Below are 24,945 nucleotides of genomic sequence, written 5' to 3'. Positions count from 1 at the left end.
CCATCTATGGAATGGCTCGCCAGTCCTGAAATCTGGGTCGCGTTCCTGACCCTGACCGCCCTGGAAATCGTCCTCGGCATCGACAACATCATCTTCATCTCGATCCTGGTCGGGCGCCTGCCGCCGGCCCAGCAACCGAAGGCGCGCTTCTTCGGCCTGGCCCTGGCCATGGGCACGCGGATCCTGCTGTTGCTCTCGATCACCTGGGTCATGCGCCTGACCACCGACCTGTTCCACCTGTTCGGCCAGGGCATCTCCGGGCGTGACCTGATCCTCTTCTTCGGCGGCCTGTTCCTGCTGTTCAAGAGCACCATGGAGATCTACCACAGCCTGGAAGGCGCGGAAGAAGAGCAGAAGAGCGGCGGCAAGGTCCACGGCTTCATGGGCATCATCGTCCAGATCGCGATCATCGACATCATCTTCTCCCTGGACTCGGTGATCACCGCCGTCGGTCTGGTACAGAACGTGCCGGTGATGGTCGCGGCGATCGTCATCTCGGTCGGCGTGATGATGCTGGCGGCAGGCACCATCAGCGACTTCATCGAGAAACACCCCTCGCTGAAGATGCTCGCCCTGTCGTTCCTCATCGTGGTCGGCACCGTGCTGGTGGCCGAGTCCTTCGAAGTGCACGTGCCGAAAGGCTACGTCTACTTCGCCATGGCCTTCTCCCTGGCGGTGGAGGCGCTGAACATCCGCTTGCGCGGAGCCCTGGCGCGCAAGCGCGGCGAAGAGCCGGTGAAGCTGCGCAAGGGTTCGCCGGACTGAGAGCGTTCGGGGCCAGGGCGAATAGCCGCATCGCGGTGGTCTGCCCAACATGGCTGAGCGCGTATCCTCGGGAAAGCCCGGCATCTGCCGGGTTTTTTCTGTCCGCCAGGTTGCGCCCGCAAAGGTTGGGCGAGGCGCGTGGTCGGAAAACCTGTGCGGCTGCTCCGCCTTGGTGCACACTGGCTTTTTCGTTCCCGCCGCCAGCCGCGTTCGCTTTCCGAGGTGTGCAATGCTCGTCAGTACCTGGTTCGCCTTCTTCCTCGCCTGCTGGGCCATCAGCCTGTCGCCGGGCGCCGGAGCCATCGCCTCGATGTCCTGCGGGTTGCAGTACGGCTTTGCGCGAGGCTACTGGAACGCGCTGGGCCTGCAGATCGGCCTGGCCCTGCAGATCGCCATTGTCGCCGCCGGCGTCGGTGCGTTGCTGGCGACCTCGGCACTGGCTTTCAGCCTGATCAAGTGGTTCGGCGTGGCCTACCTGGTGTACCTGGCGGTGCGCCAGTGGCAGGCGCCGCCACAGGCCTTGAGCACCGATGGCGAACGGCCTCTGGGGCGACCGTTGACCCTGGTGCTGCGTGGTTTCCTGGTCAACGCCAGCAATCCCAAGGCGGTGATCTTCATGCTCGCGGTGCTGCCGCAGTTCATCGACCCGCACCAGTCGCTGCTGGCGCAATACCTGATCATGGGCGGCACCATGATCGTCGTCGACCTGATCGTCATGGCCGGCTACACCGGGCTGGCTGCGCGCGTGCTACGCGTACTGCGTTCGCCGCGCCAGCAGAAGCTGGTGAACCGTACCTTCGCCAGCCTGTTCGTCGGTGCCGCGGGGCTGCTGGCGACGGTACGCCGAGCGCCGCTCTGAGCCGCCCGACACGCTGATGGGCGTGATTGTTACAGAGTATTTCTTGCATGGGCGGGAAGGCGAAGGGACAATTTAATCTCTTCCATTCTCACTTCGTCTTCGCCATGCACCCTCCGAAAATCCTGCTGTGGCTGCTGCCGCTGGTCTGCGCGTTCAGCCTTGGAGCTCTTGCCGACACGGCCGTCGACCCCTCCCAAGCCTTGCATCTGTTGAGTTACCTGGCGGCCGACTATCCGCCGACCGTGGCTGACGGCAAGATCGTCGACCCCAGCGAATACCAGGAACAGGTGGAGTTCGTCGGCAACCTGCAGGCATTGGTCCTGACCCTGCCGATGCGCCCCGAGCGCGCCGAGCTGGAGAGGGGCGTCGCCAGCCTGCGCCAGGCCATCGAGCAGCGCTTGCCGGGAAGGGACGTGGCCCTCCAGGCGCGCAACCTCGAGGCACGGGTGGCGGATATCTACCAGGTGGTGCAGACCCCCGCGATCACCCCCGACCCGAGCCGCGCGGCGCCGATCTATGCCCAGCAGTGCGCGATCTGCCATGGCGATGCGGGCAAGGGCGACGGCCCCGCCGGCATCGGCCTGGAACCGCCGCCAGCGAACCTCACCGATCGCCAGCGCCTCGACCACCTGAGCCTCTACGACCTGCGTAACGTCATCGGCCTGGGCGTGGCCGGCACCGACATGCCGGCGTTCGCCGACCAGCTCGACGAACGCCAGCGCTGGGACCTGGCCAGCTATGTGGCCGGCCTGAGCGCCGGCAGTGCGCAGCCGGACAAGGCCCATGCCTACCCGCTGGCGACCCTGGCCACGCAGACTCCGGCCGAAGTCGCCGAGTACGACGGCGAGGCCGCTGCGGAGAGCTTCCGCGCCCTGCGTGCGCATCCGCCGCTGGAGCAGCGCGGTCCTGGGCAGTTGATCGACTATACCGCCGCCACCCTGGACAAGAGCTTCGCGGTCTATCGCGAAGGCGACCGCGACCAGGCCTACGACCTGTCGGTGGCGGCCTACCTGGAAGGCTTCGAGCTGGTGGAAAGCTCGCTGGACAACGTCGACGCCGATTTGCGCCGCTCCACCGAGAAACAGCTGATGGCCTACCGCCAGGCGTTGCGCGATGGCCTCCCGGAAGCCCAGGTGGCGCAACAGCTGGAGCTGGCCAAGGGCAAGCTGGCAGAGGCCGCCAAGCAGCTTGGCGGCGACTCGCTGAGTTTCTCCATCAGTTTCGTTTCCGCCTTGTTGATCCTGTTGCGCGAAGGGGTAGAGGCAATCCTGGTGCTTGCCGCCATCCTCGCCTTCCTGCGCAATACCGGGCAGGAAAGTGCCGTGCGTGGCGTGCACGTCGGCTGGGGGCTGGCCTTCGTCGCCGGCTTCGCCACCTGGGCGTTGGCCGCCTATGTGATCGATATCGGCGGTGCCCAGCGCGAGCTGATGGAGGGCTTCACCTCTCTGTTCGCCTGCGTGATGGTGCTCTGGCTCGGCGTCTGGATGCACGACCGCCGCCACGCGGCAGCCTGGCAGGACTACATCCGCAGCAGCCTGGTGGGCGGTGGCGGACGCTTCGGCTTCGCAGTGCTGGCGTTCTTCTCGGTCTACCGCGAGTTGTTCGAGGTCATCCTGTTCTACGAAACCCTCTGGTTGCAGGCCGGACCGGCCGGGCACAATGCCGTGATCGGCGGCGCGGCGACCGCCGTGGTCCTGCTGATCGGCCTGGCCTGGGTGATCCTGCGTGGTTCGGCGAAACTGCCGCTGGGGTTGTTCTTCAGCATCAACGCGGCGTTGCTCTGTGCGCTCTCGGTGGTGTTCGCCGGACATGGCGTCATCGCCTTGCAGGAAGCCGGGGTGATCGGCACCCGTCCGGTGCCGTTCTTCGACTTCGACTGGCTGGGGATCAAGGCCGACGCCTATTCGCTGTCGGCCCAGGCCATGGCGCTGGTGGCCATCGCGCTGCTCTACGGACGTAGCCGGATCGTCGAGCGCCGGCGTGCGGCGGCCAACGCGGCCGACTGAGCGGGTTCGCGCAACCACGACGGCCAGTGCGATACTGGCCGTCGTCATTTCTACGGAAGTCCGTTCATGCGTATCTGGATCGATGCCGACGCCTGCCCCAAGGCGGCCAAGGAACTGGTCTGCAAGTTCGCTCTCAAGCGCAAGCTGGAAGTCTGGATGGTCGCCGGCCAGCCGCAGGTCAAGCCGCCGTTCGCCTGCGTGCGTCTGGTGGTGGTGGAAAGCGGGATGGATGCGGCTGACGATTACCTGGTGGAGCAGGCCGAGCCGGGCGACCTGGCGATCTGCAGCGACGTACCGCTGGCCGATCGGCTGATCAAGAAACAGGTTGCCGCCCTCGATCCTCGCGGCCGCGAGTTCGACGCGCGGAACATGGGCGATAAGCTGGCCATGCGCAACCTGATGGCCGACCTGCGTGACCAGGGGCAGATGGGCGGCGGCCAGGCGCCCTACGGTGAGCGTGACCGCCAGGCGTTCGCCAACGCCCTGGACCGCTTGCTCACCCGCCTGCAGCGGGAAGCCGATCTACGCGCGAGTCAGCCGCACAGATAGGTGCCGGTACCGACGGCGACCAGCGTGCCGTCGTCGCTATGCAGTTCCGAGCGCACCACTGCGACCTTGTTGCCCGAGCGAAGCGGCACCGCATGGGCGGTGAACGTCCGGCCGCGTCCCGGGCGCAGGTAGTCGACGCGCAAGTCGATGGTGCCGAGCTTCGACAGCCGCGCCATGCGCTCGTGGCCTGGCAGTTCGCGATGCCGTTCGAGGGCGCCGATCAGGGCCATCGCACCGCCGGTGACGTCGAGCAGGCTGGAGATCACCCCGCCGTGGAGAATGCCCTGGACGAAGTTGCCGATCAGTTCGTCCTTCATCGGCAGGTCGAGGACTACCCGCTCGCGGCCGAGGCTCGCCACGCGGATGCCGAGCATGCGGTTGAAGGGGATGCGCTGGAAGAAATCCGCCACCAGTTGGTGGACGTCGTCAGGCAGGGCGGAGGAGGGCGTTTCGCTCATCGCGGCGTCTCGATTCGATGGTTTCGAGACGCACGCTGGCGTAGCGGCACGGATTTGAAAAGGGCGGCGGCGCGACCGCCCTCGTGCTTGGCCGATCAGGCCTTGTCCTGGTCCACCAGTTCGAGCACCCGGTCGACCAGCTTGTTGATCCCGGAAGCGGCTTCGGCTATCGACTGGGCGAGCATGTAGGCCGGGGTGGTCACCAGCTTGCGCGCGCTGTCTTCGACGATCTCGTCCACCGGCGCGTCGATGTGCTCGGCACCCATCTGCTTCAGCGCGTCGGCGGTGTCGGCGTCGTTGCCGATGGTGCATTGGACGCCGGCGCCGTAGATCTTCGCCGCCATCGCCGGAGCGATGCAGATCAGCCCGACTGGCTTGCCGGCTTCGGCGAAAGCCTTGGCCAGCGCCAGCACGTCCGGCTGCACCTGGCATTGCGCGCCGTTGATGGCAAAGTCGCTGAGGTTCTTCGCAGCGCCGAAGCCACCGGGCACGATCAGCGCGTCGTAGTCCTCGGCGCGGGCTTCGCGCAGGTCCTTGACTTCGCCGCGGGCGATACGCGCGGACTCGACCAGGACATTGCGGCTTTCCGGCATTTCCTCGCCGGTCAGGTGGTTGACCACATGGTGCTGGGCGATGTTCGGCGCGAAGCATTGTGCCTCGGCGCCACGCTGGCTGAGGCGGAGCAGGGTGATCACGCTTTCGTGGATTTCCGCGCCATCGTAGACGCCACAACCGGAGAGGATGACGGCAACTTTCTTGTGCATGAGGCTTACTCCTTGGGAACGCAGGATCCGGACCGGACGGGTCTGGCCGGGGTCGGTATCGCGCAAGCATAGCGAGCCGCCGGCCCCGGCGGCCAGCCGGAGCGGAGGGTACAAGGAGTTGGAGTGTACGAAGGGGCCGGCTGTTCAGTCGCGCCGGCGCGGGTTCACTCGGATTTGTCGGCGTTGCCGCCCGCGCCGTTGCCGCGCGGTGTCTTGAAACGCCGCCATAGCCAGAGCAGCAGGCCCAGCACGATCAGGCCGCCGAGGACCATGAGTTCGTATTTCTTGATGTTGCCGAGCATGCCTTCCAGTACGCTGCCGAAATAGTAGGCGGCGGAGCCCAGCGCGGCGGCCCAGACGATGGCGCCGATGCCGTTGAGAAGAAGATAGCGGGCCGGTGGATAGCCGGACAGGCCGATGGCCACCGGCATCACCGTACGCAGGCCGTAGACGAAGCGGAAACTCAGCACCCACAGGTCGGGATGGCGGCGCACATGGTCCAGCGCCTTGTCGCCGAGCTTCTGCCAGCGCGGCTTGCGCGCCAGCAACCGGCGTCCGTGGCGGCGTCCGAGGAAGTACCAGAGTTGGTCGCCGGCGTAGCTGCCGAGGAAGGCGGTGAGAATCACGGTATCCAGTTGCATGTAGCCGCGGAAGGCAAGGAACCCGGCCAGCACGAGAATGGTTTCGCCCTCGAAGAAAGTACCGAGAAAAAGGGCGAAATAGCCGAAGTCCTGCAGGAATTGTTGGAGCATCATCGGGGCAGCGAAGCGAAATGAACGCGCAGCCTAACTCGGTTGAGGGCGTGGGGAAAGCGCGATCGTCACGGCCCAGGTCATTGATTGTGCAATGAATGGCCTTTGCCGCTGGCTTTTTGCGATGATTGGCGGTGCGGCAGGATGCCGCGACCTTGAGTCACTGTCGTCGCTTGTTGCCAATCCGTCATAATCAGGGACTATAACTGCCACACTGTGCCCGTTATCTGGGCCCTGGAGTAAACCGTGAGCTTCACTCCCGCCAATCGCGCCTATCCCTACACCCGCCTGCGGCGCAATCGCCGCGATGACTTCTCCCGCCGCCTGGTCCGCGAGAATGTCCTCACCGTCGACGACCTGATCCTGCCGGTGTTCGTCCTCGATGGGGTCAACCAGCGTGAAAGCATTCCGTCGATGCCCGGCGTCGAGCGCCTGTCCATCGACCAGTTGCTGATCGAGGCGGAAGAGTGGGTGGCCCTGGGCATTCCGGCGCTGGCGCTGTTCCCGGTGACCCCGGTGGAGAAGAAGTCCCTGGACGCCGCCGAGGCATACAACCCGGAAGGCATCGCCCAGCGCGCCACCCGCGCCCTGCGCGAGCGCTTTCCGGAGCTGGGCATCATCACCGACGTGGCGCTCGACCCGTTCACCACCCATGGCCAGGACGGCATCCTGGATGACGATGGCTACGTCCTCAACGACGTCAGCATCGACGTGCTGGTACGGCAGGCGCTGTCCCACGCCGAGGCCGGCGCCCAGGTGGTAGCGCCCTCGGACATGATGGACGGTCGCATCGGTGCGATCCGCGAGGCCCTGGAGTCTGCCGGCCACACCAATGTGCGGATCATGGCCTACTCGGCCAAGTACGCCAGCGCCTACTACGGTCCGTTCCGCGATGCGGTCGGCTCGGCTTCGAACCTCGGCAAGGGCAACAAGGCCACCTACCAGATGGATCCGGCGAACAGCGACGAGGCACTTCACGAAGTGGCCGCCGACCTGGCCGAAGGCGCCGACATGGTGATGGTCAAGCCGGGCATGCCCTACCTCGACATCGTGCGTCGGGTGAAGGATGAATTCCGCGCCCCGACCTTTGTCTACCAGGTCAGCGGCGAGTATGCGATGCACATGGGCGCCATCCAGAACGGCTGGCTGGCCGAATCGGTGATCCTCGAGTCCCTTACCGCCTTCAAACGTGCCGGCGCCGATGGCATTCTGACCTACTTCGCCAAGCAGGCCGCAGAACAATTAAGACGGGGGCGTTGACCCCCTCGGGAAGATGAATGAATACGCAGCAAGGACTTGATGAGATCGAACGTATCGCCGCCGACGAAACCGTAGTGGCGAACGTGGAAAGCGAAGCAGAAGTGAAGATGGCCGAAACGATCCCGGTGGAAACGCCACCTGCGGTGGTTCCCAGCGTGGATGACAGCAGCCTGTACATTCATCGCGAGCTCTCCCAGTTGCAGTTCAACATCCGCGTGCTGGAGCAGGCGCTGGACGAGTCCTACCCGCTCCTGGAGCGGCTGAAGTTCCTCCTCATCTTCTCGAGCAACCTCGACGAGTTCTTCGAGATCCGCATCGCCGGCCTGAAGAAGCAGATCACCTTCGCCCGCGAGCAGGCCGGCGCCGACGGCCTGCTGCCGCACCAGGCACTGGCGCGGATCAGCGAGCTGGTCCACGAGCAGGTGTCGCGGCAGTACCGGATCCTCAACGAGACCCTGTTGCCGGAGCTGGCCAAGCACCAGATCCGCTTCATCCGCCGGCGTCACTGGACGCTGAAGATCAAGACCTGGGTGCGGCGCTTCTTCCGCGACGAGATCGCGCCGATCATCACCCCGATCGGCCTCGACCCGACCCACCCGTTCCCGCTGCTGGTGAACAAGAGCCTCAACTTCATCGTCGAGCTGGAGGGGATGGATGCCTTCGGCCGCGACTCCGGCCTGGCGATCATCCCGGCGCCGCGCCTGCTGCCACGGATCATCAGGCTGCCGGAAGACGTTGGCGGCGAGGGTGACAACTACGTGTTCCTGTCGTCGATGATCCACGCCCACGCCGACGACCTGTTCCCCGGCATGAAGGTGAAGGGCTGCTACCAGTTCCGCCTGACCCGCAACGCCGACCTGTCGGTGGACACCGAGGATGTCGAGGACCTGGCCCGCGCGCTGCGCGGCGAGCTGTTCTCGCGTCGCTACGGGGACGCGGTACGCCTGGAGGTGGTGGATACCTGCCCGCAGAACCTGACCAACTACCTGCTCAAGCAGTTCGGCCTGTCCGAAAGCGAGTTGTACAAGGTCAGCGGCCCGGTCAACCTGACCCGCCTGTTCAGCGTCACCGGCCTGGAAAGCCATCCGGAGCTGCAGTACCCGCCCTTCACCCCGGCGATCCCGCGTCTTTTGCAGAAGAAGGAAAACCTCTTCAACGTCCTCAGCAAGCTCGACGTGTTGCTGATGCACCCGTTCGAGTCCTTCACCCCGGTGATCGACCTGCTGCGCCAGGCCGCCAAGGATCCGAACGTGCTGGCGATCAAGCAGACCCTGTACCGCAGCGGTGCCAACTCTGAGATCGTCGACGCCCTGGTCGAGGCGGCACGCAACGGCAAGGAGGTCACCGCGGTGATCGAGCTGCGCGCCCGCTTCGACGAAGAGTCCAACCTGCAACTGGCCAGCCGCCTGCAACAGGCCGGCGCGGTGGTGATCTACGGCGTGGTCGGCTTCAAGACCCACGCCAAGATGATGCTGATCCTCCGTCGCGAGGACGGCGAACTGCGCCGCTACGCGCACCTGGGCACCGGCAACTACCATGCCGGCAACGCTCGCCTGTACACCGACTACAGCCTGCTGACCGCCGACGTGGCGCTCTGCGAGGACCTGCACAAGCTGTTCAACCAACTGATCGGGATGGGCAAGACGCTGCGCATGAAGAAGCTGTTGCATGCGCCGTTCACCCTGAAGAAGAACCTGCTGGAAATGATCAACCGCGAGGCGGCCCAGGCGGCGCTCGGCCAGCCTGCGCACATCATGGCCAAGGTCAACTCGCTGACCGATCCGAAGGTCATCCGCGCCCTGTACAAGGCCAGCCAGGCCGGGGTCAGGATCGACCTGGTGGTGCGTGGCATGTGCTGCCTGCGGCCGGGCATCCCGGGGGTCTCGCACAATATCCACGTGCGCTCGATCATCGGGCGCTTCCTCGAGCACAGCCGCATCTACTACTTCCTCAACGGCGGCGACGAGAAGCTCTATCTCTCCAGCGCCGACTGGATGGAGCGCAACCTCGACATGCGCGTCGAGACCTGCTTCCCGGTGGAAGGCAAGAAGCTGGTGCAGCGGGTCAAGAAGGAACTGGAAACGTACCTGACCGACAACACCCAGGCCTGGGTGTTGCAGGCCGACGGTAGCTACCAGCGGCTCAGTCCCACCGGTAACCAGAACCCCCGCAATACCCAGGCGACCCTGCTGGAGAAGCTGGCCGCGCCGGTGCTTACCGCACGTTGAGGCTGTAGCCGACCCGCTTGAGCCATTCGGCTTCCTGGGCGAAGTCGGCCTGGGTCAGCGGGTTGGCTTCCAGCCAGCCCTCGGGGAAGGTCACCGAAAGGCTCTTGGGCTCTGCCTTCAGACGCACCGAGGGCATTTCCTGGGTGCCGCGAATGTGGTGGAAGAGGATCGCGAAGCGCAGCACGATGCACAGGCGTACCAGCTTGTCGCCTTCCTCGGCGAACTCCGCCAGCTTGTCCGCCGGAATGTTGCGGCGGTGGCCGCGTACCAGTAGCGACAGCATCTGCTGGTCCTGGCGCGAGAAGCCAGCCAGGTCGGAGTGCTCGATCAGGTAGGCGCCGTGCTTGTGGTAGTGGTAATGGGCGATGTCCAGGCCGATCTCGTGGACCCGTGCGCCCCAGCTCAGCAGGTCGCGGTGCAGTTCGCCGTTCAGCTCCCAGGCGTCGCCGACTTCGGCAAGCACCTTGAGGGCCTTGGCCTCCACCCGCGAAGCCTGCTCCGGATCGACGTGGTAGCGCTGCATCAGCGAGCTGATGGTGCGTTCGCGCACGTCCTCGTGCTGGTGACGGCCGACCAGGTCGTAGAGAACGCCTTCGCGCAGGGCGCCCTCGGAGTGAACCATCTGTTCCAGTTCCAGCGCGTCGAAGATCGCTTCGAGAATGGCCAGTCCGGCCGGGAAGATGGTCCGGCGGTCCGGCTTGATCCCTTCCAGATCGAGCTTCTCCACGTCGCCGAGCTTGAGCACCTTGCGCTTCAGCCAGGCCAGTCCGTCCGGGCTGATCTCGCCGTTGCCGTGGCCGCCGGCCTTGATCGCCAGCGCCACTGCGCGGATGGTGCCGGAGGCGCCGACCGCCTGTTGCCAGCCGAGGCGCCGCAGGCTGTTCTCGATGCCCATCAGTTCCAGGCGTGCAGCCGTGTACGCCTGGGCGTAGCGGGCCGGGGTGATCTTGCCGTCGCGGAAGTAGCGTTGGGTGTAGCTGACGCAACCCATCTGCAGGCTTTCCCGCAGCTCGGACTCGAAACCCTGGCCGATGATGAACTCGGTGCTGCCGCCGCCGATGTCGCTTACCAGCCGGCGACCGCCACTGTCGGGCATGCTGTTGGCGACGCCGAGGTAGATCAGGCGGGCTTCCTCGCGGCCGGAGATGACTTCCACGGGATGGCCGAGAACCTCTTCCGCACGACGGATGAAATCGCTGCGGTTGCGCGCCTCGCGCAAGGCGTTGGTCGCGACCACGCGTACGGAACCCTGGGGCATGCCGCTGATGAACTGGGCGAAGCGGCGCAGGCAGTCGAGGCCGCGCTGGGTGGCCTCTTCGCTGAGATTGCGCTCCTCGTCGAGGCCGGCGGCCAGTTGGACCTTCTCGCCCAGCCGTTCGAGGATGCGGACTTCGCCGTGGATATTGGCCTTGGCCAGACAGAGGTGGAAACTGTTGGAGCCCAGGTCCAGGGCGGCAATCAGCGGGAATGCCTCGGCAGGTTTTTGCGGCATGCTTTGCAAGTCCATTGGAAAACTGCGCCATCCTGCCACGATAGGGCGAGGGTCGCCAATGCGGCAGCCGATCAATCGGGAATCAGCCGACCAACGATAGAGACTCTCAATCGGCTGCGCCTTCCGGCGAGGGTCAAGGCGGGATATGATGGTCGGCACTTTCGCGTTTCAATTCGCGTCCGACTACGGAGAGATTTCATGAGCGAACATATCGTCAACGTTACTGATGCCAGCTTCGAGCAGGACGTGCTGAAGGCCGACGGCCCTGTGCTGGTGGACTACTGGGCCGAGTGGTGCGGTCCGTGCAAGATGATCGCGCCGGTGCTGGACGAAGTCGCCAGGGACTATCAGGGCAAGCTGAAGGTCTGCAAGCTGAACATCGACGAGAACCAGGATACCCCGCCGAAATACGGCGTGCGTGGCATCCCTACCCTGATGCTGTTCAAGGACGGCAATGTCGAGGCGACCAAGGTCGGCGCACTGTCCAAGTCGCAGCTGGCGGCCTTCCTCGACGCCAATATCTGAGCCGGGCCCTGGCCTCGCTGGAAAGCCCCGCGATTCGCGGGGCTTTTTTTTGCGTTTCTATAGACGCCACCCGGCCACGGTGTTAAATTCGGGTTCGCGACGTTTTTTCCGTCGCCTTCTGCATGCCGTCCCGGACGCACTTCCTACTCGAACTTTCTAGCGCTCCTGTCGCCCCCTTGCGACACGGCTTTCCCAAGCTCGACGCTTTCTCCAATTCCTCTTTCTGCGTACCTATCTCTTTCCTATGAATCTGACCGAACTCAAGCAAAAGCCGATTGCCGAACTGCTGGAAATGTCCGATGCCATGGGCCTGGAAAACATGGCCCGTTCGCGCAAGCAGGACATCATCTTCGCCCTGCTGAAGAAGCACGCGAAAAGTGGTGAAGAGATCTCCGGCGATGGCGTGCTGGAGATTCTTCAGGACGGCTTCGGCTTCCTGCGCTCCGCCGACTCTTCCTACCTGGCCGGCCCCGACGACATCTATGTCTCGCCGAGCCAGATCCGGCGCTTCAACCTGCGCACGGGCGACACCATCATCGGCAAGATCCGGCCGCCGAAAGAGGGCGAGCGTTACTTCGCCCTGCTCAAGGTCGACTCGATCAACTTCGATCGTCCGGAGAATGCGAAGAACAAGATTCTCTTCGAGAACCTGACGCCGCTGTTCCCCAACGAGCGGATGAAGATGGAAGCCGGCAACGGCTCCACCGAAGACCTGACCGGCCGCGTCATCGATCTCTGCGCGCCGATCGGCAAGGGCCAGCGCGGCCTGATCGTGGCGCCGCCGAAGGCGGGCAAGACCATCATGCTGCAGAACATCGCCAGCAACATCACCCGCAACAACCCCGAATGCCACCTGATCGTCCTGCTGATCGACGAGCGCCCTGAGGAAGTGACCGAAATGCAGCGCACCGTGCGCGGCGAAGTGGTCGCCTCGACCTTTGACGAACCGCCGACCCGTCACGTACAGGTCGCCGAGATGGTGATCGAGAAGGCCAAGCGCCTGGTCGAGCACAAGAAGGACGTGGTCATCCTGCTCGACTCCATCACCCGTCTGGCGCGGGCCTACAACACCGTGATCCCCAGCTCCGGCAAGGTGCTCACCGGCGGTGTCGACGCCCATGCCCTGGAGAAGCCGAAGCGCTTCTTCGGCGCCGCGCGGAATATCGAAGAGGGCGGTTCTCTTACGATTCTCGCCACGGCGTTGGTGGAAACCGGCTCGAAGATGGACGAGGTGATCTACGAGGAATTCAAGGGTACCGGCAACATGGAACTCCCATTGGATCGCAAGATCGCCGAGAAGCGCGTGTTCCCGGCCATCAACATCAACCGTTCGGGTACCCGCCGCGAAGAGCTGCTGACCAGCGAGGACGAGCTCCAGCGCATGTGGATCCTGCGCAAGATCCTGCACCCGATGGACGAGATCTCCGCGATCGAGTTCCTCATCGACAAGCTCAAGCAGACCAAGACCAACGATGAGTTCTTCGATTCGATGAAACGAAAGTAGTCTTCGAGAGTACCAAACAAAGGCGCTCCGGTTGACCGGGGCGCCTTTTGCATATCTGGAGGGACGTGGATGTCGAGCCTGGCCTATCGAAGGGACATCGATGGTTTGCGAGCGTTGGCCATTCTGCCGGTGGTGTTCTACCACCTTGGCTTGGGGGGCATCACCGGCGGCTATGTGGGCGTCGATGTTTTCCTGGTCATTTCCGGCTACCTGATCACTTCGATCATCCGACGCGAGCAGCAGGCCGGACGTTTCAGCTTCGTCGACTTCTGGGCGCGCCGGGCACGCCGCATTCTCCCCGCGCTGTTCGTGATGATGGCGGCGAGCCTGGTGATCGGCTGGTTCCTCATGGCGCCGCGCGACTACGAAGAGTTAGGGCGTTCGGTTCGCTACCAGACGATGTTCGCCTCGAACATCCTGTTCTGGAAGCAGGATGGCTATTTCGACGCCGCGTCCGAATTCAAGCCGCTATTGCATACCTGGTCGTTGTCGGTGGAAGAGCAGTTCTACATTCTCTTCCCGCTACTGCTGGCCGCGATCTCCGGGCGCCTGCTGCGCTGGCGGCTCGCCATCCTCCTCGCGGTCCTGGCGCTATCGCTGGCGGCCAGCGTCTGGGCGGTGAGCCAGCGACCTGGCAGTGCATTCTTCCTCCTGCCGATGCGCGCCTGGGAACTCCTGGCGGGTGCCGCGCTGGCGTTGCTGCCGGGCGCTAGCCGCGGTCATTCGCAGTGGTCCCTGCAACTGGCGGCCACCCTCGGCATAGCGGCGATTCTCCTGCCGGTGTTCTTCTACGACAGCGACACTCCTTTCCCCGGCCTCGCGGCGCTGCCGGCGGTGCTTGGCACCGCCCTGCTGATCTGGGCCAACGGCGCAGGCGACACCTGGGCTCGCCGCCTGCTGGGCTGGCAACCGCTGGTCTGGTTCGGTCTGATCTCCTATTCGCTGTACCTCTGGCACTGGCCGCTGTACGTCTTCGTCCAGTACCACGCACTGGAAACCCTGGGCCTGCCGGCACGCCTGGGGTTGCTGGCGGCGAGCATCGGCCTGGCGGCACTGTCGCTGTACTACGTCGAGGCACCGTTCCGCGAGCGCAAGCTGTTCGCCGGGCGCCGGCAGATGCTTGGCGCGGCGCTGTGCAGCTTGCTGCTGCTGGGAGTCGTCGGCCAGTTGGTGCGGCATTACGACGGCGTGCCGTCGCGTCTTTCCGAGGAAGCCTTGCGTTATGCCAAGGCGTCCAAATGGCGCGATGGGCAGACCGACTGCATGTTCGACAAGAAGGCGCTCAGTCAGGAAAGCATCTGCCGCTTCCCGGCGGAACTGGCTGCCGAACGACCGCTGCTGGTCAGTTGGGGCGACAGCCATTCCGCGGCGTTGAGCCCGCTGCTGCGCGAACTGGCTACCAGTCGCCGACTGCCGATCTGGCAGGCTTCGCTGGCGGGCTGTCCGCCGTTGCTGGGGATGTTGGAAAAGGACACTTGCCTGCGTTTCAACCAGCAGATGCTCGAGTTCGTCGAACAGCAGCGGCCGGGCGGGGTGATCCTCGCCGGGCGCTGGGACATGTATATATACGGCGACTCGCAGGACGGTACCCGCAACATTCTCCGCGAGCCGGACGACACGCCGGACAGCTCGATCGCCGAGGCGCTGCTGCGGCAACGCCTGAGCGGGATGATCGAAAGGCTGAACGCGGCCGACGTACATGTCTGGCTGGTCAAGGACGTACCGCTGCTGCCATTCAAGGCACCGGCGCGGCTGGTGCGGCTGAGTCTGAGCGGGGAGGATGTCGGGCGCGCACGTTTTCCCTTCGCTGAGCACGCCGCGCGCGTCGCCTACGTGAATGCGCTGTTCGATGCGTTGGCCGAAGGCAACCCGCGGGTGAGCGTGCTCGACCCCTCCAGCGTGCTCTGCGATGGCCTGGATTGTTTCGCCGAACGTGATGGCTGGTCGCTGTACATGGATAACAACCACCTTTCGACCCAGGGGGCCCATGAACTCGGGCCTTTGTTCGAGCCGATGCTACAGAGCCTCGACGACTCGAGGATCGCCAGCCAGCAGTGACCGAATGCCGCGTTTGCCTGCTGCCGGATGGGCCGGGAGCAGGTAGGATGTGGGGTCTTGCAGTGAATGGTTAGGCCAATGACGTTCAAGGATCTCCGCGATTTCATCGCCCAGCTGGAGCAGCGCGGTGCGTTGAAGCGCATCCAGGTGCCGATTTCCCCCGTGCTCGAGATGACCGAGGTGTGCGACCGCACGTTGCGCGCCAAGGGCCCGGCATTGCTGTTCGAAAAGCCGACCGGCTTCGACATGCCGGTGCTCGGCAACCTGTTCGGTACGCCGGAGCGCGTGGCGCTGGGCATGGGCGCCGAGGACGTCGGCGCACTGCGCGAGATCGGCAAGCTGCTGGCGCAACTCAAGGAGCCCGAGCCGCCGAAGGGCCTCAAGGACGCCTGGGCCAAGCTGCCGATGTACAGGAAGGTCTTGTCCATGGCGCCGAAGGTGCTCAAGGACGCCCCCTGCCAGGAAGTGGTCGAGGAGGGCGAGGACGTCGACCTCGGCCGGCTGCCGGTCCAGACCTGCTGGCCGGGCGATGTCGGGCCGCTGATCACCTGGGGCCTGACCGTTACCCGCGGGCCGAACAAGGAACGGCAGAACCTGGGCATCTACCGCCAGCAGGTGATCGGCCGCAACAAGGTGATCATGCGCTGGCTCAGCCATCGCGGCGGCGCACTGGACTACCGCGAGTGGTGCCAGAAGCATCCGGGCCAGCCCTATCCGGTAGCCGTGGCGCTGGGCGCCGATCCGGCGACCATCCTCGGTGCGGTGACGCCGGTGCCGGACACCCTTTCCGAATACGCTTTCGCCGGCCTGTTGCGCGGGCATCGTACCGAGCTGGTCAAGTGTCGCGGGAGCGACTTGCAGGTGCCGGCCAGCGCCGAGATCGTCCTCGAAGGGGTGATCCACCCCGGCGAGATAGCCGACGAAGGTCCCTATGGCGATCACACCGGCTACTACAACGAGGTCGATCGCTTCCCGGTGTTCACCGTCGAGCGCGTCACCCGCCGGCAGAAACCGATCTACCACAGCACCTACACCGGGCGTCCGCCGGACGAGCCGGCGATCCTCGGGGTGGCGCTGAACGAAGTGTTCGTGCCGATCCTGCAGAAGCAGTTCCCGGAAATCGTCGATTTCTACCTGCCGCCGGAAGGTTGTTCCTACCGGATGGCGGTGGTGACCATGAAGAAGCAGTACCCAGGGCACGCCAAGCGCGTGATGCTCGGGGTCTGGTCGTTCCTGCGGCAGTTCATGTACACCAAGTTCGTCATCGTCACCGACGATGACATCGATGCGCGCGACTGGAACGATGTGATCTGGGCCATCACCACGCGGATGGACCCCAAGCGCGACACGGTGATGATCGACAACACGCCCATCGACTACCTCGACTTCGCCTCGCCGGTCTCCGGCCTCGGCTCGAAGATGGGGCTTGATGCCACCCACAAGTGGCCGGGCGAGACCAGCCGCGAATGGGGGCGCGCCATCGTCAAGGACGAAGCGGTGACACGGCGCATCGACGCGCTCTGGTCGAGCCTCGGGATCGACTGATGCGTATCGTCCTGCAACCGTCCGGCGCCTGCCTCGAGCTGCTGCCGGGGGAACGCATCCTCGATGGCGCCCGGCGGCTCGGCTACGACTGTCCGCAGAGCTGCCGCAACGGCAACTGCCATATCTGCGCGGCGCTGCTGGTGGAGGGGCGGGTACGCCAGAACGGCGAGGTACGCGATCATGGCGAACTCTTCACCTGCCTCGCCGAGCCGCTGGAAGACTGCGTGCTGCATTGGGACGGGGTGCTGGCGCCGGGTGAACTGCCTCTGCGCAAGCTGACCTGCCAGTTGAGCTTCTGCGAAGAGGTCGGCGGCGACGTCTACCGGGTCGGCCTGCGCGCGCCGGCCGGCAAGCCGCCACGCTATCATGCCGGGCAGTACCTGTTGCTGGAGCGTGACGGCGGCGACAGCGCGGCGTTTTCCCTGGCCTCCGCACCGCATGCGGGACGCGACCTTGAGTTGCACATCCTGGCCAAGGAAGACAGTGCCGTCGCGCTGATCGCGCAATTGCAGCGCGAGCGCCTGGCACGGATCCAGCTGCCGTTCGGCGACGCGCATCTGGCGGAACTGCCCGACGGTCCGCTGGTGCTGATCGCTGCGGGAACCGGCATGTCGCAGATGCACAGCCTGATCGAGCACTGCCGCGCCGCCGGCTTCGCCCATCCTGTACATCTCTACTGGGGCGTTCGGCGTCCGGAGGATTTCTACCGACTGCCGCACTGGACGGAGTGGGAAGGCCTGCCGAACCTGTTCCTGCACCGGGTGGTCAGCGACCTCTGTGGCTGGGAGGGGCGCTGCGGCTTGCTGCACGAGGCGGTGCGCGAGGATTTCGCCGACCTGTCGAGCCTGCATGTGTATGCCAGCGGCTCGCCGGCGATGGTCTACGCGACCCTGGATGCCCTGGTCGAAGCAGGGATGGACGCGCACCAGATGCGCGCCGACGTGTTCGCCTACGCGCCGCGGGACTGAACGCGGCTCCGGCCTGGCGCCGGAGCCGCCGCGTCATCAGCCGGCTTGCTGCGGCGCGGCCTGGACCGCGGGTTTGCGCAGGGTCAGGCAGAGGAACAGGATGGCCAGCAGGCAGGCGCCGATCAGCAGCTTGAAGCCACCGTCCCAGCCGAAGTGGTCCACCGTGTAGCCGACCAGGGCGTTGGCCGCCACCGAGCCGCCGAGGTAGCCGAACAGACCGGTGAAGCCGGCGGCGGTGCCGGCCGCTTTCTTCGGCGCCAGCTCCAGGGCCTGCAAGCCGATCAGCATCACCGGGCCGTAGATCAGGAAGCCGATCATGATCAGCGCAGCCATGTCGATCGCCGGGTTGCCGGCCGGGTTCAGCCAGTAGATCAGGGTGCCGACGGTCACCAGGATCATGAACACCACGCCGGTGGCGCCGCGATTGCCCTTGAACAGCTTGTCCGACAGCCAGCCGCAGAGCAGGGTGCCGGGAATCCCCGCCCATTCGTAGAAGAAGTACGCCCAGGACGACTTGTCGACGTTGAAGTGCTTGGCCTCCTTGAGGTAGGTCGGCGCCCAGTCGAGCACACCGTAGCGCAGCAGGTAGACGAACACGTTGGCCAGGGCGATGTACCAGAGCAGCTTGTTGCGCAGCACGTAGGTGACGAAGATCTCCTTGGTCGACAGCTCGCGCTCGTGGTGTTCGTCGTAGCCTTCGGGGTAGTCGTCCTTGTGCTTCTCGATCGGTGGCAGGCCGCAGGATTGCGGGGTGTCGCGCATGGCGAAATAGGCGAACACGGCTACGCCCACGGCGACGATGGCCGGCACGTAGAAGGCCGAGCGCCAGTCGCCGAACAGCGCCAGGCCGAGCAGGAACAGCGGGCCGATCAGGCCGCCGCCGACGTTGTGGGCGACGTTCCACACCGAGACCACGCTGCCGCGCTCCTTCTGCGACCACCAGTGGACCATGGTCCGTCCGCTCGGCGGCCAGCCCATGCCCTGGGCCCAGCCGTTGATGAAGAGCAGGACGAACATGATGGCGACGCTGGAGGTAGCCCAGTGCGCGAATCCGAAAATGAACATCACCGCCGCCGACACCAACAGGCCGAACGGCAGGAAGACCCGTGGGTTGGAACGATCCGAGACCAGGCCCATGATGAATTTCGACAGGCCGTAGGCGATGGCGATGGCCGACATCGCGACGCCCAGTTGACCGCGGCTGTAGCCGTCCTCGATAAGGTAGGGCATGGCCAGGGAGAAGTTCTTGCGCAGCAGGTAGTAACCCGCGTAGCCGATGAAGATACCGGCGAAGATCTGCCAGCGCAGGCGCCGGTAGGTGCTGTCCACCTCGGCATCGGGCAGTGGCGCCTGGTGTGGCGCGGGACGAAAGATTCCGAACATCGCGAGCTCCGCTTGTTGTTGTGTCGCGCCTTTTTACGCGGTTGCGAACACTACATTTTTCGTAAATGAAAAAATAGCGGAAATGTTACAGGTTGAGTGCATTGGTCGGAAATAAGAAAGCCCCGGTCGGAAACCGGGGCCTTCATAGGGGAAAAACATCTGACAGCGTGGGCCTCGGCCGGTGTATCGCTCCGGCCCGCCATGCCTTTCTCCGCACGGGCGGGAGGCAATACTCGCCGCCTTCGTGGCTCAGCGAACCTCCACCACCACCTTGCCGACCGCCCTGCGCTGGCCGAGGGCGTCGATAGCGTCGCCGGCCCGTTCCAGCGGGAAGCGCTGCGACACCAGCGGCTTCAGTTTGCCTTCGGCGTGCCAGGCGAACAGCTGGCGGAAGTTGTCAGCGTTGTCCTGCGGCTGGCGTTGGGCGAACGATCCCCAGAACACGCCGACCAGCGAGGCGCCCTTGAGCAGGGTCAGGTTGGCCGGCAGCGAAGGGATGCTGCCGCTGGCGAAGCCGACCACCAGCATCCGTCCGTTCCAGGCGATGCTGCGGAAGGCCTCCTCGAACAGTTCGCCGCCCACCGGATCGTAGATCACATCGACGCCCTGGCCGCCGGTCAAGGCCTTGAGCTGCTCGCGCAGGCTACCTTCGCTGTAGTTGATCAGTTCGTCGGCGCCGGCGGCCTTGGCCACGGCGAGCTTGTCGGGGGTACTGGCGGCAGCGATCACCCGCGCGCCCATGGCCTTGCCGATCTCCACGGCAGCCAGCCCGACCCCGCCGGAAGCGCCGAGCACCAGCAGGGTCTCGCCGGGTTGCAGATTGGCGCGCTGTTTCAGGGCGTGCATCGAGGTGCCGTAGGTCATGCCGAAGGCGGCGGCGCTGGCGAAGTCCATGCCTTCGGGAATCGGCATCACGTTATAGCCGGGCACCTTGACCTGCTCGGCGAAGCTGCCCCAGCCGGTCAGGGCCATGACCCGGTCGCCGGGCCTGACGTGGGCGACCTTTTCGCCGACCGCGGCGACCACCCCGGCCGCCTCGCCGCCCGGGGAGAAGGGGAAGGGCGGCTTGAACTGGTACTTGCCCTCGATGATCAGGGTGTCTGGGAAGTTGACCCCTGCGGCGTGCACATCGAGGAGGATTTCGTTCTTCGCCGGGCTCGGGCTGGCGATTTCTTCCAGGACCAGGCTGCTGGCCGGGCCGAAGGCTTTGCAGAGGACGGCTTTCATCGGGGACGCTCCAGTTTGCGGTCCGGCCAGTGTAGGAGGGAGACGCCGGGGGTCAATCAGCATCGCCGCAACTGATGGTTGTCCATAAACCCCGGGCTTGGGCCCGGCCGAGAGTCTGGCTATGCTTGCCGGCATTCGTCGAGGAGATGCGCCCGTGAGAACCCCCATTGCCCTGTCGCTGGCCCTGTGCCTGAGTCTGTTCCCGTCGTTCGCCTCGGCCCAGGAGGCCGCGCCGGAAGGCGAGGGCGCGAACAAGCCGGTCTACGTCGACCTGACCCCGGCGCTGGTCGGCAACTACGGCAGCGGGCCGCGCCTGCAGTACTACAAGGCCGACATCGCCCTGCAGGTGGCCGACAAGGACGCGGCGACCAAGGTCGAGCATCACGAGCCCTTGATCCGCAACCAGTTGATCATGCTGTTCGCCCAGCAGACCGACCAGAGCCTGGGTACGGTCGAGGCCAAGGAAAGCCTGCGCCAGGAGGCGCTGAAGCAGGTCCAGCAGACCCTCGAGCAGGAAGAGGGCAAGCCGCTGGTGACCGACCTGCTGTTCAACAACCTCATCGTCCAGCCCTGAGGTCAACTATCCGTTCTGTCCCGCGCTCCCGGATGCGAGGCACCGGCGATTCTGCTTTCCTGTGAGATTCGGTCGGGCGCGTCTGACGTGCATCAACACCCGCGCGCCGCCCTGGAGGGACAATCGAGCCAGTGAAGTCCGCGGCGGCCGCGCTTTCCAGCGTGAGCGCCATCGCCGCGGCCTGGCCGGACGTGCGAGGAGAAGGGATGAAACAGGAAAGCAAACGGTGGCTGAGCCGTGCCCTGGTCGTGGCGGCGCTGCTCGGCGTAGGCGTGCTGGTCTGGCAGGTATCGCGACCGACCGGCCTGGGCGAGGGATTCGCCAGCGGCAACGGACGCATCGAGGCCACCGAGGTGGACGTGGCGGCCAAGCTTCCCGGGCGGGTCGCCGAGATCAAGGTCGACGAGGGCGACTTCGTCAAGGCCGGCGAAATCGTCGCGCGGATGGATACCCAGGTGCTCGAGGCGCAGTTGGCCCAGGCCCAGGCCCAGGTGCGCCAGGCGGAGAACGCCAAGCTCACCGCGACCTCGCTGGTGGCCCAGCGCGAGAGCGAGAAGAGCACCGCCCAGGCCGTGGTGGCGCAGCGCCAGGCCGAACTGACAGCGGCGCAGAAGCGCTTCACCCGTACCGAGGCGCTGGTCAAGCGCAATGCCCTGCCGCAACAGCAACTCGACGACGATCGGGCGACCCTGCAGAGCGCCCAGGCGGCGTTGTCCGCGGCACGCTCGCAAGTGATTTCGGCGCAGGCGGCGATCGAGGCCGGGCGTTCCCAGGTAATCGAGGCGCAGTCGGCCATCGAGGCGGCCAAGGCCAGCGTCGCCCGGCTCCAGGCGGATATCGACGACAGCCTGCTCAAGGCGCCGCGCAACGGCCGCGTGCAGTACCGCGTGGCACAGCCGGGGGAAGTGCTGCCGGCCGGTGGCAAGCTGCTCAACATGGTCGACCTGGCCGACGTCTACATGACTTTCTTCCTGCCATCCATGCAGGCCGGCAGGGTCGGACTGGGCCAGGAAGTGCGCTTGGTGATCGACGCGGTGCCGGACTACGTGATCCCGGCCAAGGTTTCCTATGTCGCCAGCGTCGCCCAGTTCACCCCGAAAACGGTGGAAACCGCCAACGAGCGGGAGAAGCTGATGTTCCGGGTCAAGGCGCGGCTCGATCCGGCGCTGCTGGAAAAATACATCACCTACGTCAAGACCGGCGTGCCCGGAATGGCCTACCTGCGACTGGACCCTGAGGTCGAGTGGCCGGCCAACCTGCAGATCAAGGTTCCGCAATGACCGCTGGCGGGAGCGGCGTGGCGAGCCTCCGGGGCGTTTCGCTGCGCTACGGCGAGACGCGCGCGGTGGACGACGTCAGCCTGGAGATCCCGGCCAACCGCATGGTCGGCCTGATCGGTCCGGACGGGGTCGGCAAGTCCAGCCTGCTGGCGCTGCTGGCCGGCGCACGGAAGATGCAGGATGGCGAGATCCGCGTGCTCGATGGCGACATGCGCGACCGCCGCCACCGCCGGGCGGTCTGCCCGCGCATCGCCTACATGCCCCAGGGGCTGGGCAAGAACCTCTACCCGACGCTCTCGGTGTTCGAGAACGTCGACTTCTTCGGTCGGCTGTTCGGCCACGACAAGGCCGAGCGCGAGCGGCGCATCGCCGATCTGCTGCAAAGCACCGGATTGGCGCCGTTCGCCGAGCGTCCTGCGGGCAAGCTGTCCGGCGGCATGAAGCAGAAGCTCGGGCTGTGCTGCGCGCTGATCCACGATCCCGACCTGCTGATCCTCGACGAGCCGACCACCGGCGTCGACCCGCTGTCGCGCAACCAGTTCTGGGAGCTGATCGGCCGTATCCGCGCGGGCCGCGAAGGCATGAGCGTGCTGGTCGCCACCGCCTACATGGAGGAAGCCGAGCGCTTCGACTGGCTGGTGGCGATGGATGACGGAAAGGTCCTGGCCACCGGTACGCCGCAGGAGCTGCGCGAGCGTACCGGGACGCAGAGCCTCGAGTCGGCGTTCATCGCCCTGCTGCCGGAAAGCAAGCGCGCCGGCCACCATCGATTGGTGATCCCGCCGCGACCGCAGAGCGAAGGCGCGCCGCGGATCGCCATCGAGGCCGAGGGCCTGACCTGTCGTTTCGGCGACTTCGTCGCGGTCGATCACGTCAGCTTCCGTATCGAGCGTGGGGAAATCTTCGGCTTTCTCGGCTCCAACGGCTGCGGCAAGTCCACCACCATGAAGATGCTCACCGGCCTGCTGCCGGCCAGCGAAGGCACGTGCGCGCTGTTCGGCCAGCCGGTGGACGCCAGCGACATGGCGACCCGTCGCCGGGTCGGCTACATGTCCCAGGCCTTTTCCCTGTATGCCGAGCTGAGCGTGCGGCAGAACCTGGTGTTGCACGCCCGGCTGTTCCACCTGCCGGCGGATGGCATCCCGGCACGGGTCGGCGAAATGCTCCGGCGCTTCGACCTGGAGAAGGTGGCCGACGAGCTGCCCAACGACCTGCCGCTGGGCATCCGCCAGCGTCTGTCGCTGGCGGTGGCGGTGATCCACAAGCCGGAGATCCTGATCCTCGACGAGCCCACTTCGGGGGTCGACCCGGTGGCTCGCGACGGCTTCTGGGAACTGATGGTCGAGCTGTCGCGCCGCGACGGGGTGACCATCTTCATTTCCACCCACTTCATGAACGAGGCCCAGCGCTGCGATCGCATCTCGCTGATGCATGCCGGCAAGGTACTGGCCAGCGATACTCCCGATGAGCTGGTGCGCCAGCGTGGCCTGCCGACCCTGGAAGCGACCTTCATCGCGTACCTGGAAGAAGCCGCCGGTGCCGCCGCGCCAGCGCAACCGGCCGAGGCGCCGGCCGTCGCGGAGCAGCCCGGCGATGGCCAGGGGCGCCAGGCGCAACGCGAACGCTTCAGCCCCCTGCGGCTGTTCAGCTATGCGCGCCGCGAAGCCATGGAACTGCGCCGCGACCCGATCCGCCTGACCCTGGCCCTGCTCGGCACCGCGCTGCTGATGTTCATCATCGGCTACGGCATCAACATGGACGTCGAGGACCTCTCCTGGGCGGTCCTCGACCGTGACCAGACCACCACCAGCCAGGCCTACGCGCTGAATATCGCCGGCTCGCGCTATTTCGTCGAACATGCGCCGATCACCGACCCGGACGACCTCGACCGGCGCCTGCGCAGCGGCGAGCTGAGCCTGGCGGTGGAGATCCCGCCGAACTTCGGGCGCGATCTCAAGCGTGGCTCCGATCCGGCCATCGGCGTGTGGATCGACGGAGCGATGCCGACCCGTGCCAACACCGTGCTCGGCTACGTGCAGGGCCTGCACACCAGCTACCTGGCGGACCTCTCGCGGCAGGCGGGTGGGGCCGAGGCCAGCGCGGCGGCCAGCACCGAGGTGCGCTATCGCTACAACCCCGACGTGGAAAGCCTGAAGGCGATGGTGCCGGCGGTGATCCCGCTGCTGCTGATCATGATCCCGGCCATGCTCACCGCCCTCGGCGTGGTGCGCGAAAAGGAACTGGGTTCGATCACCAACCTCTATGTCACCCCGGTGACGCGCCTGGAGTTCCTGGTCGGCAAGCAGCTGCCCTACGTCGCCATGGGCATGATCAACTTCCTGCTGATGCTGGTCCTGGCCATCGTGGTATTTCGCGTGCCGCTCAAGGGCAGCTTCCTGGCGTTGACCATCGGCGCTTTCCTCTATGTGGTCACCAGCACTGGCCTCGGGCTGTTCCTCTCGACGTTCATGCGCAGCCAGATCGCCGCTGTATTCGGCGTGGCGATCGCCACCATGATCCCGGCGATCCAGTTCTCCGGGCTGATCCACCCGGTGTCCTCGCTGGAGGGTGCGGCGGCCTGGATCGGCAAGCTCTATCCGACCTCGCATTTCCTGGTGGTCAGCCGCGGCGCCTTTTCCAAATCGCTGGGCCTGTCCGATCTCTGGGCCTACTACCTGCCGCTTGCCGCTTCCATCGTGGTGCTGACCCTGCTCAGCGTGGCCTGCCTGAAGAAGCAGGAGGACTGAG

At 65.5% G+C, this 24,945-nt stretch carries 20 protein-coding genes; 14 read left to right on the top strand and 6 right to left on the bottom strand.

Annotated elements, in window-relative coordinates:
• The first annotated feature begins 6 nt into the window (after positions 1-6).
• The 4 genes from AC1RB9_RS27530 to AC1RB9_RS27515 all read left to right on the top strand — a co-directional run bounded on the left by AC1RB9_RS27530 (position 7) and on the right by AC1RB9_RS27515 (position 4,179).
• Positions 7-765 (top strand): TerC family protein, encoded by a 759-nt coding sequence (locus tag AC1RB9_RS27530; RefSeq protein WP_003099222.1) that lies wholly within the window; start codon positions 7-9, stop codon positions 763-765.
• Positions 766-994: 229 nt separating this feature from the next.
• On the top strand, positions 995-1,624 hold the full coding sequence (locus AC1RB9_RS27525; protein ID WP_003457812.1) for a LysE family transporter: 630 nt from the start codon (positions 995-997) through the stop codon (positions 1,622-1,624).
• Positions 1,625-1,728: 104 nt separating this feature from the next.
• Positions 1,729-3,630, top strand: a complete 1,902-nt coding sequence (locus AC1RB9_RS27520; RefSeq protein ID WP_031634810.1) for a cytochrome c/FTR1 family iron permease — start codon at positions 1,729-1,731, stop codon at positions 3,628-3,630.
• Between the two features lie 66 nt (positions 3,631-3,696).
• Positions 3,697-4,179 (top strand): YaiI/YqxD family protein, encoded by a 483-nt coding sequence (locus AC1RB9_RS27515; RefSeq protein ID WP_003099218.1) that lies wholly within the window; start codon positions 3,697-3,699, stop codon positions 4,177-4,179.
• Here the strand turns inward: AC1RB9_RS27515 and AC1RB9_RS27510 are convergent.
• From AC1RB9_RS27510 to AC1RB9_RS27500, 3 genes are all read right to left on the bottom strand, one after another.
• Positions 4,164-4,637, bottom strand: coding sequence for a thioesterase family protein (locus AC1RB9_RS27510; protein WP_003111254.1), 474 nt, complete (start codon positions 4,635-4,637; stop codon positions 4,164-4,166). The genes AC1RB9_RS27515 and AC1RB9_RS27510 overlap by 16 nt on opposite strands.
• 95 nt (positions 4,638-4,732) lie before the next feature.
• The gene (elbB, locus tag AC1RB9_RS27505) at positions 4,733-5,401 is read right to left on the bottom strand and encodes an isoprenoid biosynthesis glyoxalase ElbB (RefSeq protein ID WP_003099212.1); all 669 of its coding nucleotides are present in this window, start codon (positions 5,399-5,401) and stop codon (positions 4,733-4,735) included.
• 164 nt (positions 5,402-5,565) lie between these two features.
• Positions 5,566-6,156, bottom strand: a complete 591-nt coding sequence (locus tag AC1RB9_RS27500; RefSeq protein ID WP_003096354.1) for a DedA family protein — start codon at positions 6,154-6,156, stop codon at positions 5,566-5,568.
• A 243-nt stretch (positions 6,157-6,399) separates the two neighbouring features.
• Here AC1RB9_RS27500 and hemB point away from each other — a divergent pair, with 243 nt between their 5' ends.
• Together hemB and ppk1 are read left to right on the top strand one after the other, a co-directional pair.
• Complete coding sequence (hemB, locus tag AC1RB9_RS27495; RefSeq protein WP_003096352.1) at positions 6,400-7,413, top strand: porphobilinogen synthase; 1,014 nt, start codon at positions 6,400-6,402, stop codon at positions 7,411-7,413.
• A gap of 17 nt (positions 7,414-7,430) precedes the next feature.
• Positions 7,431-9,641: a polyphosphate kinase 1 gene (gene ppk1, locus AC1RB9_RS27490; protein WP_003099209.1), complete on the top strand. Its 2,211-nt coding sequence runs from the start codon at positions 7,431-7,433 to the stop codon at positions 9,639-9,641.
• Here ppk1 and ppx read toward each other — a convergent pair.
• The gene (gene ppx / locus AC1RB9_RS27485; protein WP_003114040.1) at positions 9,628-11,133 is read right to left on the bottom strand and encodes an exopolyphosphatase; all 1,506 of its coding nucleotides are present in this window, start codon (positions 11,131-11,133) and stop codon (positions 9,628-9,630) included. The two genes, ppk1 and ppx, sit on opposite strands and share 14 nt — an antisense overlap.
• A gap of 198 nt (positions 11,134-11,331) precedes the next feature.
• Between ppx and trxA the strand changes: the two genes are divergently transcribed.
• The 5 genes from trxA to AC1RB9_RS27460 all read left to right on the top strand — a co-directional run bounded on the left by trxA (position 11,332) and on the right by AC1RB9_RS27460 (position 17,733).
• A complete protein-coding gene (gene trxA, locus AC1RB9_RS27480; RefSeq protein WP_003096336.1) occupies positions 11,332-11,658 on the top strand; it encodes a thioredoxin TrxA in 327 nt (108 codons plus the stop codon).
• A gap of 244 nt (positions 11,659-11,902) precedes the next feature.
• Entirely contained in the window at positions 11,903-13,162 is a 1,260-nt protein-coding gene (rho, locus tag AC1RB9_RS27475; RefSeq protein ID WP_003096334.1) for a transcription termination factor Rho, read from the top strand.
• Between the two features lie 69 nt (positions 13,163-13,231).
• Positions 13,232-15,220 (top strand): acyltransferase family protein, encoded by a 1,989-nt coding sequence (locus AC1RB9_RS27470; protein ID WP_003457805.1) that lies wholly within the window; start codon positions 13,232-13,234, stop codon positions 15,218-15,220.
• A gap of 78 nt (positions 15,221-15,298) precedes the next feature.
• Complete coding sequence (gene ubiD / locus AC1RB9_RS27465; RefSeq protein ID WP_003457802.1) at positions 15,299-16,765, top strand: 4-hydroxy-3-polyprenylbenzoate decarboxylase; 1,467 nt, start codon at positions 15,299-15,301, stop codon at positions 16,763-16,765.
• Positions 16,765-17,733 (top strand): CDP-6-deoxy-delta-3,4-glucoseen reductase, encoded by a 969-nt coding sequence (locus tag AC1RB9_RS27460; RefSeq protein WP_003096331.1) that lies wholly within the window; start codon positions 16,765-16,767, stop codon positions 17,731-17,733. Before ubiD ends, AC1RB9_RS27460 begins: the two co-directional genes overlap by 1 nt.
• Positions 17,734-17,769: 36 nt before the next feature.
• On the opposite strand, the gene glpT is transcribed toward AC1RB9_RS27460, so the two are convergent.
• On the bottom strand, positions 17,770-19,116 hold the full coding sequence (gene glpT / locus AC1RB9_RS27455) for a glycerol-3-phosphate transporter (protein ID WP_003096330.1): 1,347 nt from the start codon (positions 19,114-19,116) through the stop codon (positions 17,770-17,772).
• 249 nt (positions 19,117-19,365) lie between these two features.
• The gene (locus AC1RB9_RS27450) at positions 19,366-20,343 is read right to left on the bottom strand and encodes an NADPH:quinone oxidoreductase family protein (protein WP_003114042.1); all 978 of its coding nucleotides are present in this window, start codon (positions 20,341-20,343) and stop codon (positions 19,366-19,368) included.
• A 154-nt stretch (positions 20,344-20,497) separates the two neighbouring features.
• Here AC1RB9_RS27450 and AC1RB9_RS27445 point away from each other — a divergent pair, with 154 nt between their 5' ends.
• From AC1RB9_RS27445 to rbbA, 3 genes are all read left to right on the top strand, one after another.
• A complete protein-coding gene (locus AC1RB9_RS27445) occupies positions 20,498-20,917 on the top strand; it encodes a flagellar basal body-associated protein FliL (protein WP_003457797.1) in 420 nt (139 codons plus the stop codon).
• Positions 20,918-21,123: 206 nt separating this feature from the next.
• Entirely contained in the window at positions 21,124-22,197 is a 1,074-nt protein-coding gene (locus AC1RB9_RS27440; RefSeq protein ID WP_003136086.1) for an HlyD family secretion protein, read from the top strand.
• Complete coding sequence (rbbA, locus tag AC1RB9_RS27435; protein ID WP_003457794.1) at positions 22,194-24,944, top strand: ribosome-associated ATPase/putative transporter RbbA; 2,751 nt, start codon at positions 22,194-22,196, stop codon at positions 24,942-24,944. Before AC1RB9_RS27440 ends, rbbA begins: the two co-directional genes overlap by 4 nt.
• Position 24,945 lies beyond the last annotated feature (1 nt).

Source organism: Pseudomonas sp. 20-5 (assembly GCF_056782835.1).
The sequence above is the reverse complement of the archived record's forward strand: the minus strand, read 5'-3'. Positions and strand labels throughout refer to the sequence as shown.

What these genes read in the sequence shown, in the direction of transcription:
- AC1RB9_RS27530 (WP_003099222.1), top strand. Translation starts at nt 7, where the DNA reads ATGGAATGGCTCGCCAGTCCTGAAATCTGGGTCGCGTTCCTGACCCTG.
- AC1RB9_RS27525 (WP_003457812.1), top strand. Translation starts at nt 995, where the DNA reads ATGCTCGTCAGTACCTGGTTCGCCTTCTTCCTCGCCTGCTGGGCCATC.
- AC1RB9_RS27520 (WP_031634810.1), top strand. Translation starts at nt 1,729, where the DNA reads ATGCACCCTCCGAAAATCCTGCTGTGGCTGCTGCCGCTGGTCTGCGCG.
- AC1RB9_RS27515 (WP_003099218.1), top strand. Translation starts at nt 3,697, where the DNA reads ATGCGTATCTGGATCGATGCCGACGCCTGCCCCAAGGCGGCCAAGGAA.
- AC1RB9_RS27510 (WP_003111254.1), bottom strand. Translation starts at nt 4,637, where the DNA reads ATGAGCGAAACGCCCTCCTCCGCCCTGCCTGACGACGTCCACCAACTG.
- elbB (WP_003099212.1), bottom strand. Translation starts at nt 5,401, where the DNA reads ATGCACAAGAAAGTTGCCGTCATCCTCTCCGGTTGTGGCGTCTACGAT.
- AC1RB9_RS27500 (WP_003096354.1), bottom strand. Translation starts at nt 6,156, where the DNA reads ATGATGCTCCAACAATTCCTGCAGGACTTCGGCTATTTCGCCCTTTTT.
- ppk1 (WP_003099209.1), top strand. Translation starts at nt 7,431, where the DNA reads ATGAATACGCAGCAAGGACTTGATGAGATCGAACGTATCGCCGCCGAC.
- ppx (WP_003114040.1), bottom strand. Translation starts at nt 11,133, where the DNA reads ATGCCGCAAAAACCTGCCGAGGCATTCCCGCTGATTGCCGCCCTGGAC.
- trxA (WP_003096336.1), top strand. Translation starts at nt 11,332, where the DNA reads ATGAGCGAACATATCGTCAACGTTACTGATGCCAGCTTCGAGCAGGAC.
- rho (WP_003096334.1), top strand. Translation starts at nt 11,903, where the DNA reads ATGAATCTGACCGAACTCAAGCAAAAGCCGATTGCCGAACTGCTGGAA.
- AC1RB9_RS27470 (WP_003457805.1), top strand. Translation starts at nt 13,232, where the DNA reads ATGTCGAGCCTGGCCTATCGAAGGGACATCGATGGTTTGCGAGCGTTG.
- ubiD (WP_003457802.1), top strand. Translation starts at nt 15,299, where the DNA reads ATGACGTTCAAGGATCTCCGCGATTTCATCGCCCAGCTGGAGCAGCGC.
- AC1RB9_RS27460 (WP_003096331.1), top strand. Translation starts at nt 16,765, where the DNA reads ATGCGTATCGTCCTGCAACCGTCCGGCGCCTGCCTCGAGCTGCTGCCG.
- glpT (WP_003096330.1), bottom strand. Translation starts at nt 19,116, where the DNA reads ATGTTCGGAATCTTTCGTCCCGCGCCACACCAGGCGCCACTGCCCGAT.
- AC1RB9_RS27450 (WP_003114042.1), bottom strand. Translation starts at nt 20,343, where the DNA reads ATGAAAGCCGTCCTCTGCAAAGCCTTCGGCCCGGCCAGCAGCCTGGTC.
- AC1RB9_RS27440 (WP_003136086.1), top strand. Translation starts at nt 21,124, where the DNA reads ATGAAACAGGAAAGCAAACGGTGGCTGAGCCGTGCCCTGGTCGTGGCG.
- rbbA (WP_003457794.1), top strand. Translation starts at nt 22,194, where the DNA reads ATGACCGCTGGCGGGAGCGGCGTGGCGAGCCTCCGGGGCGTTTCGCTG.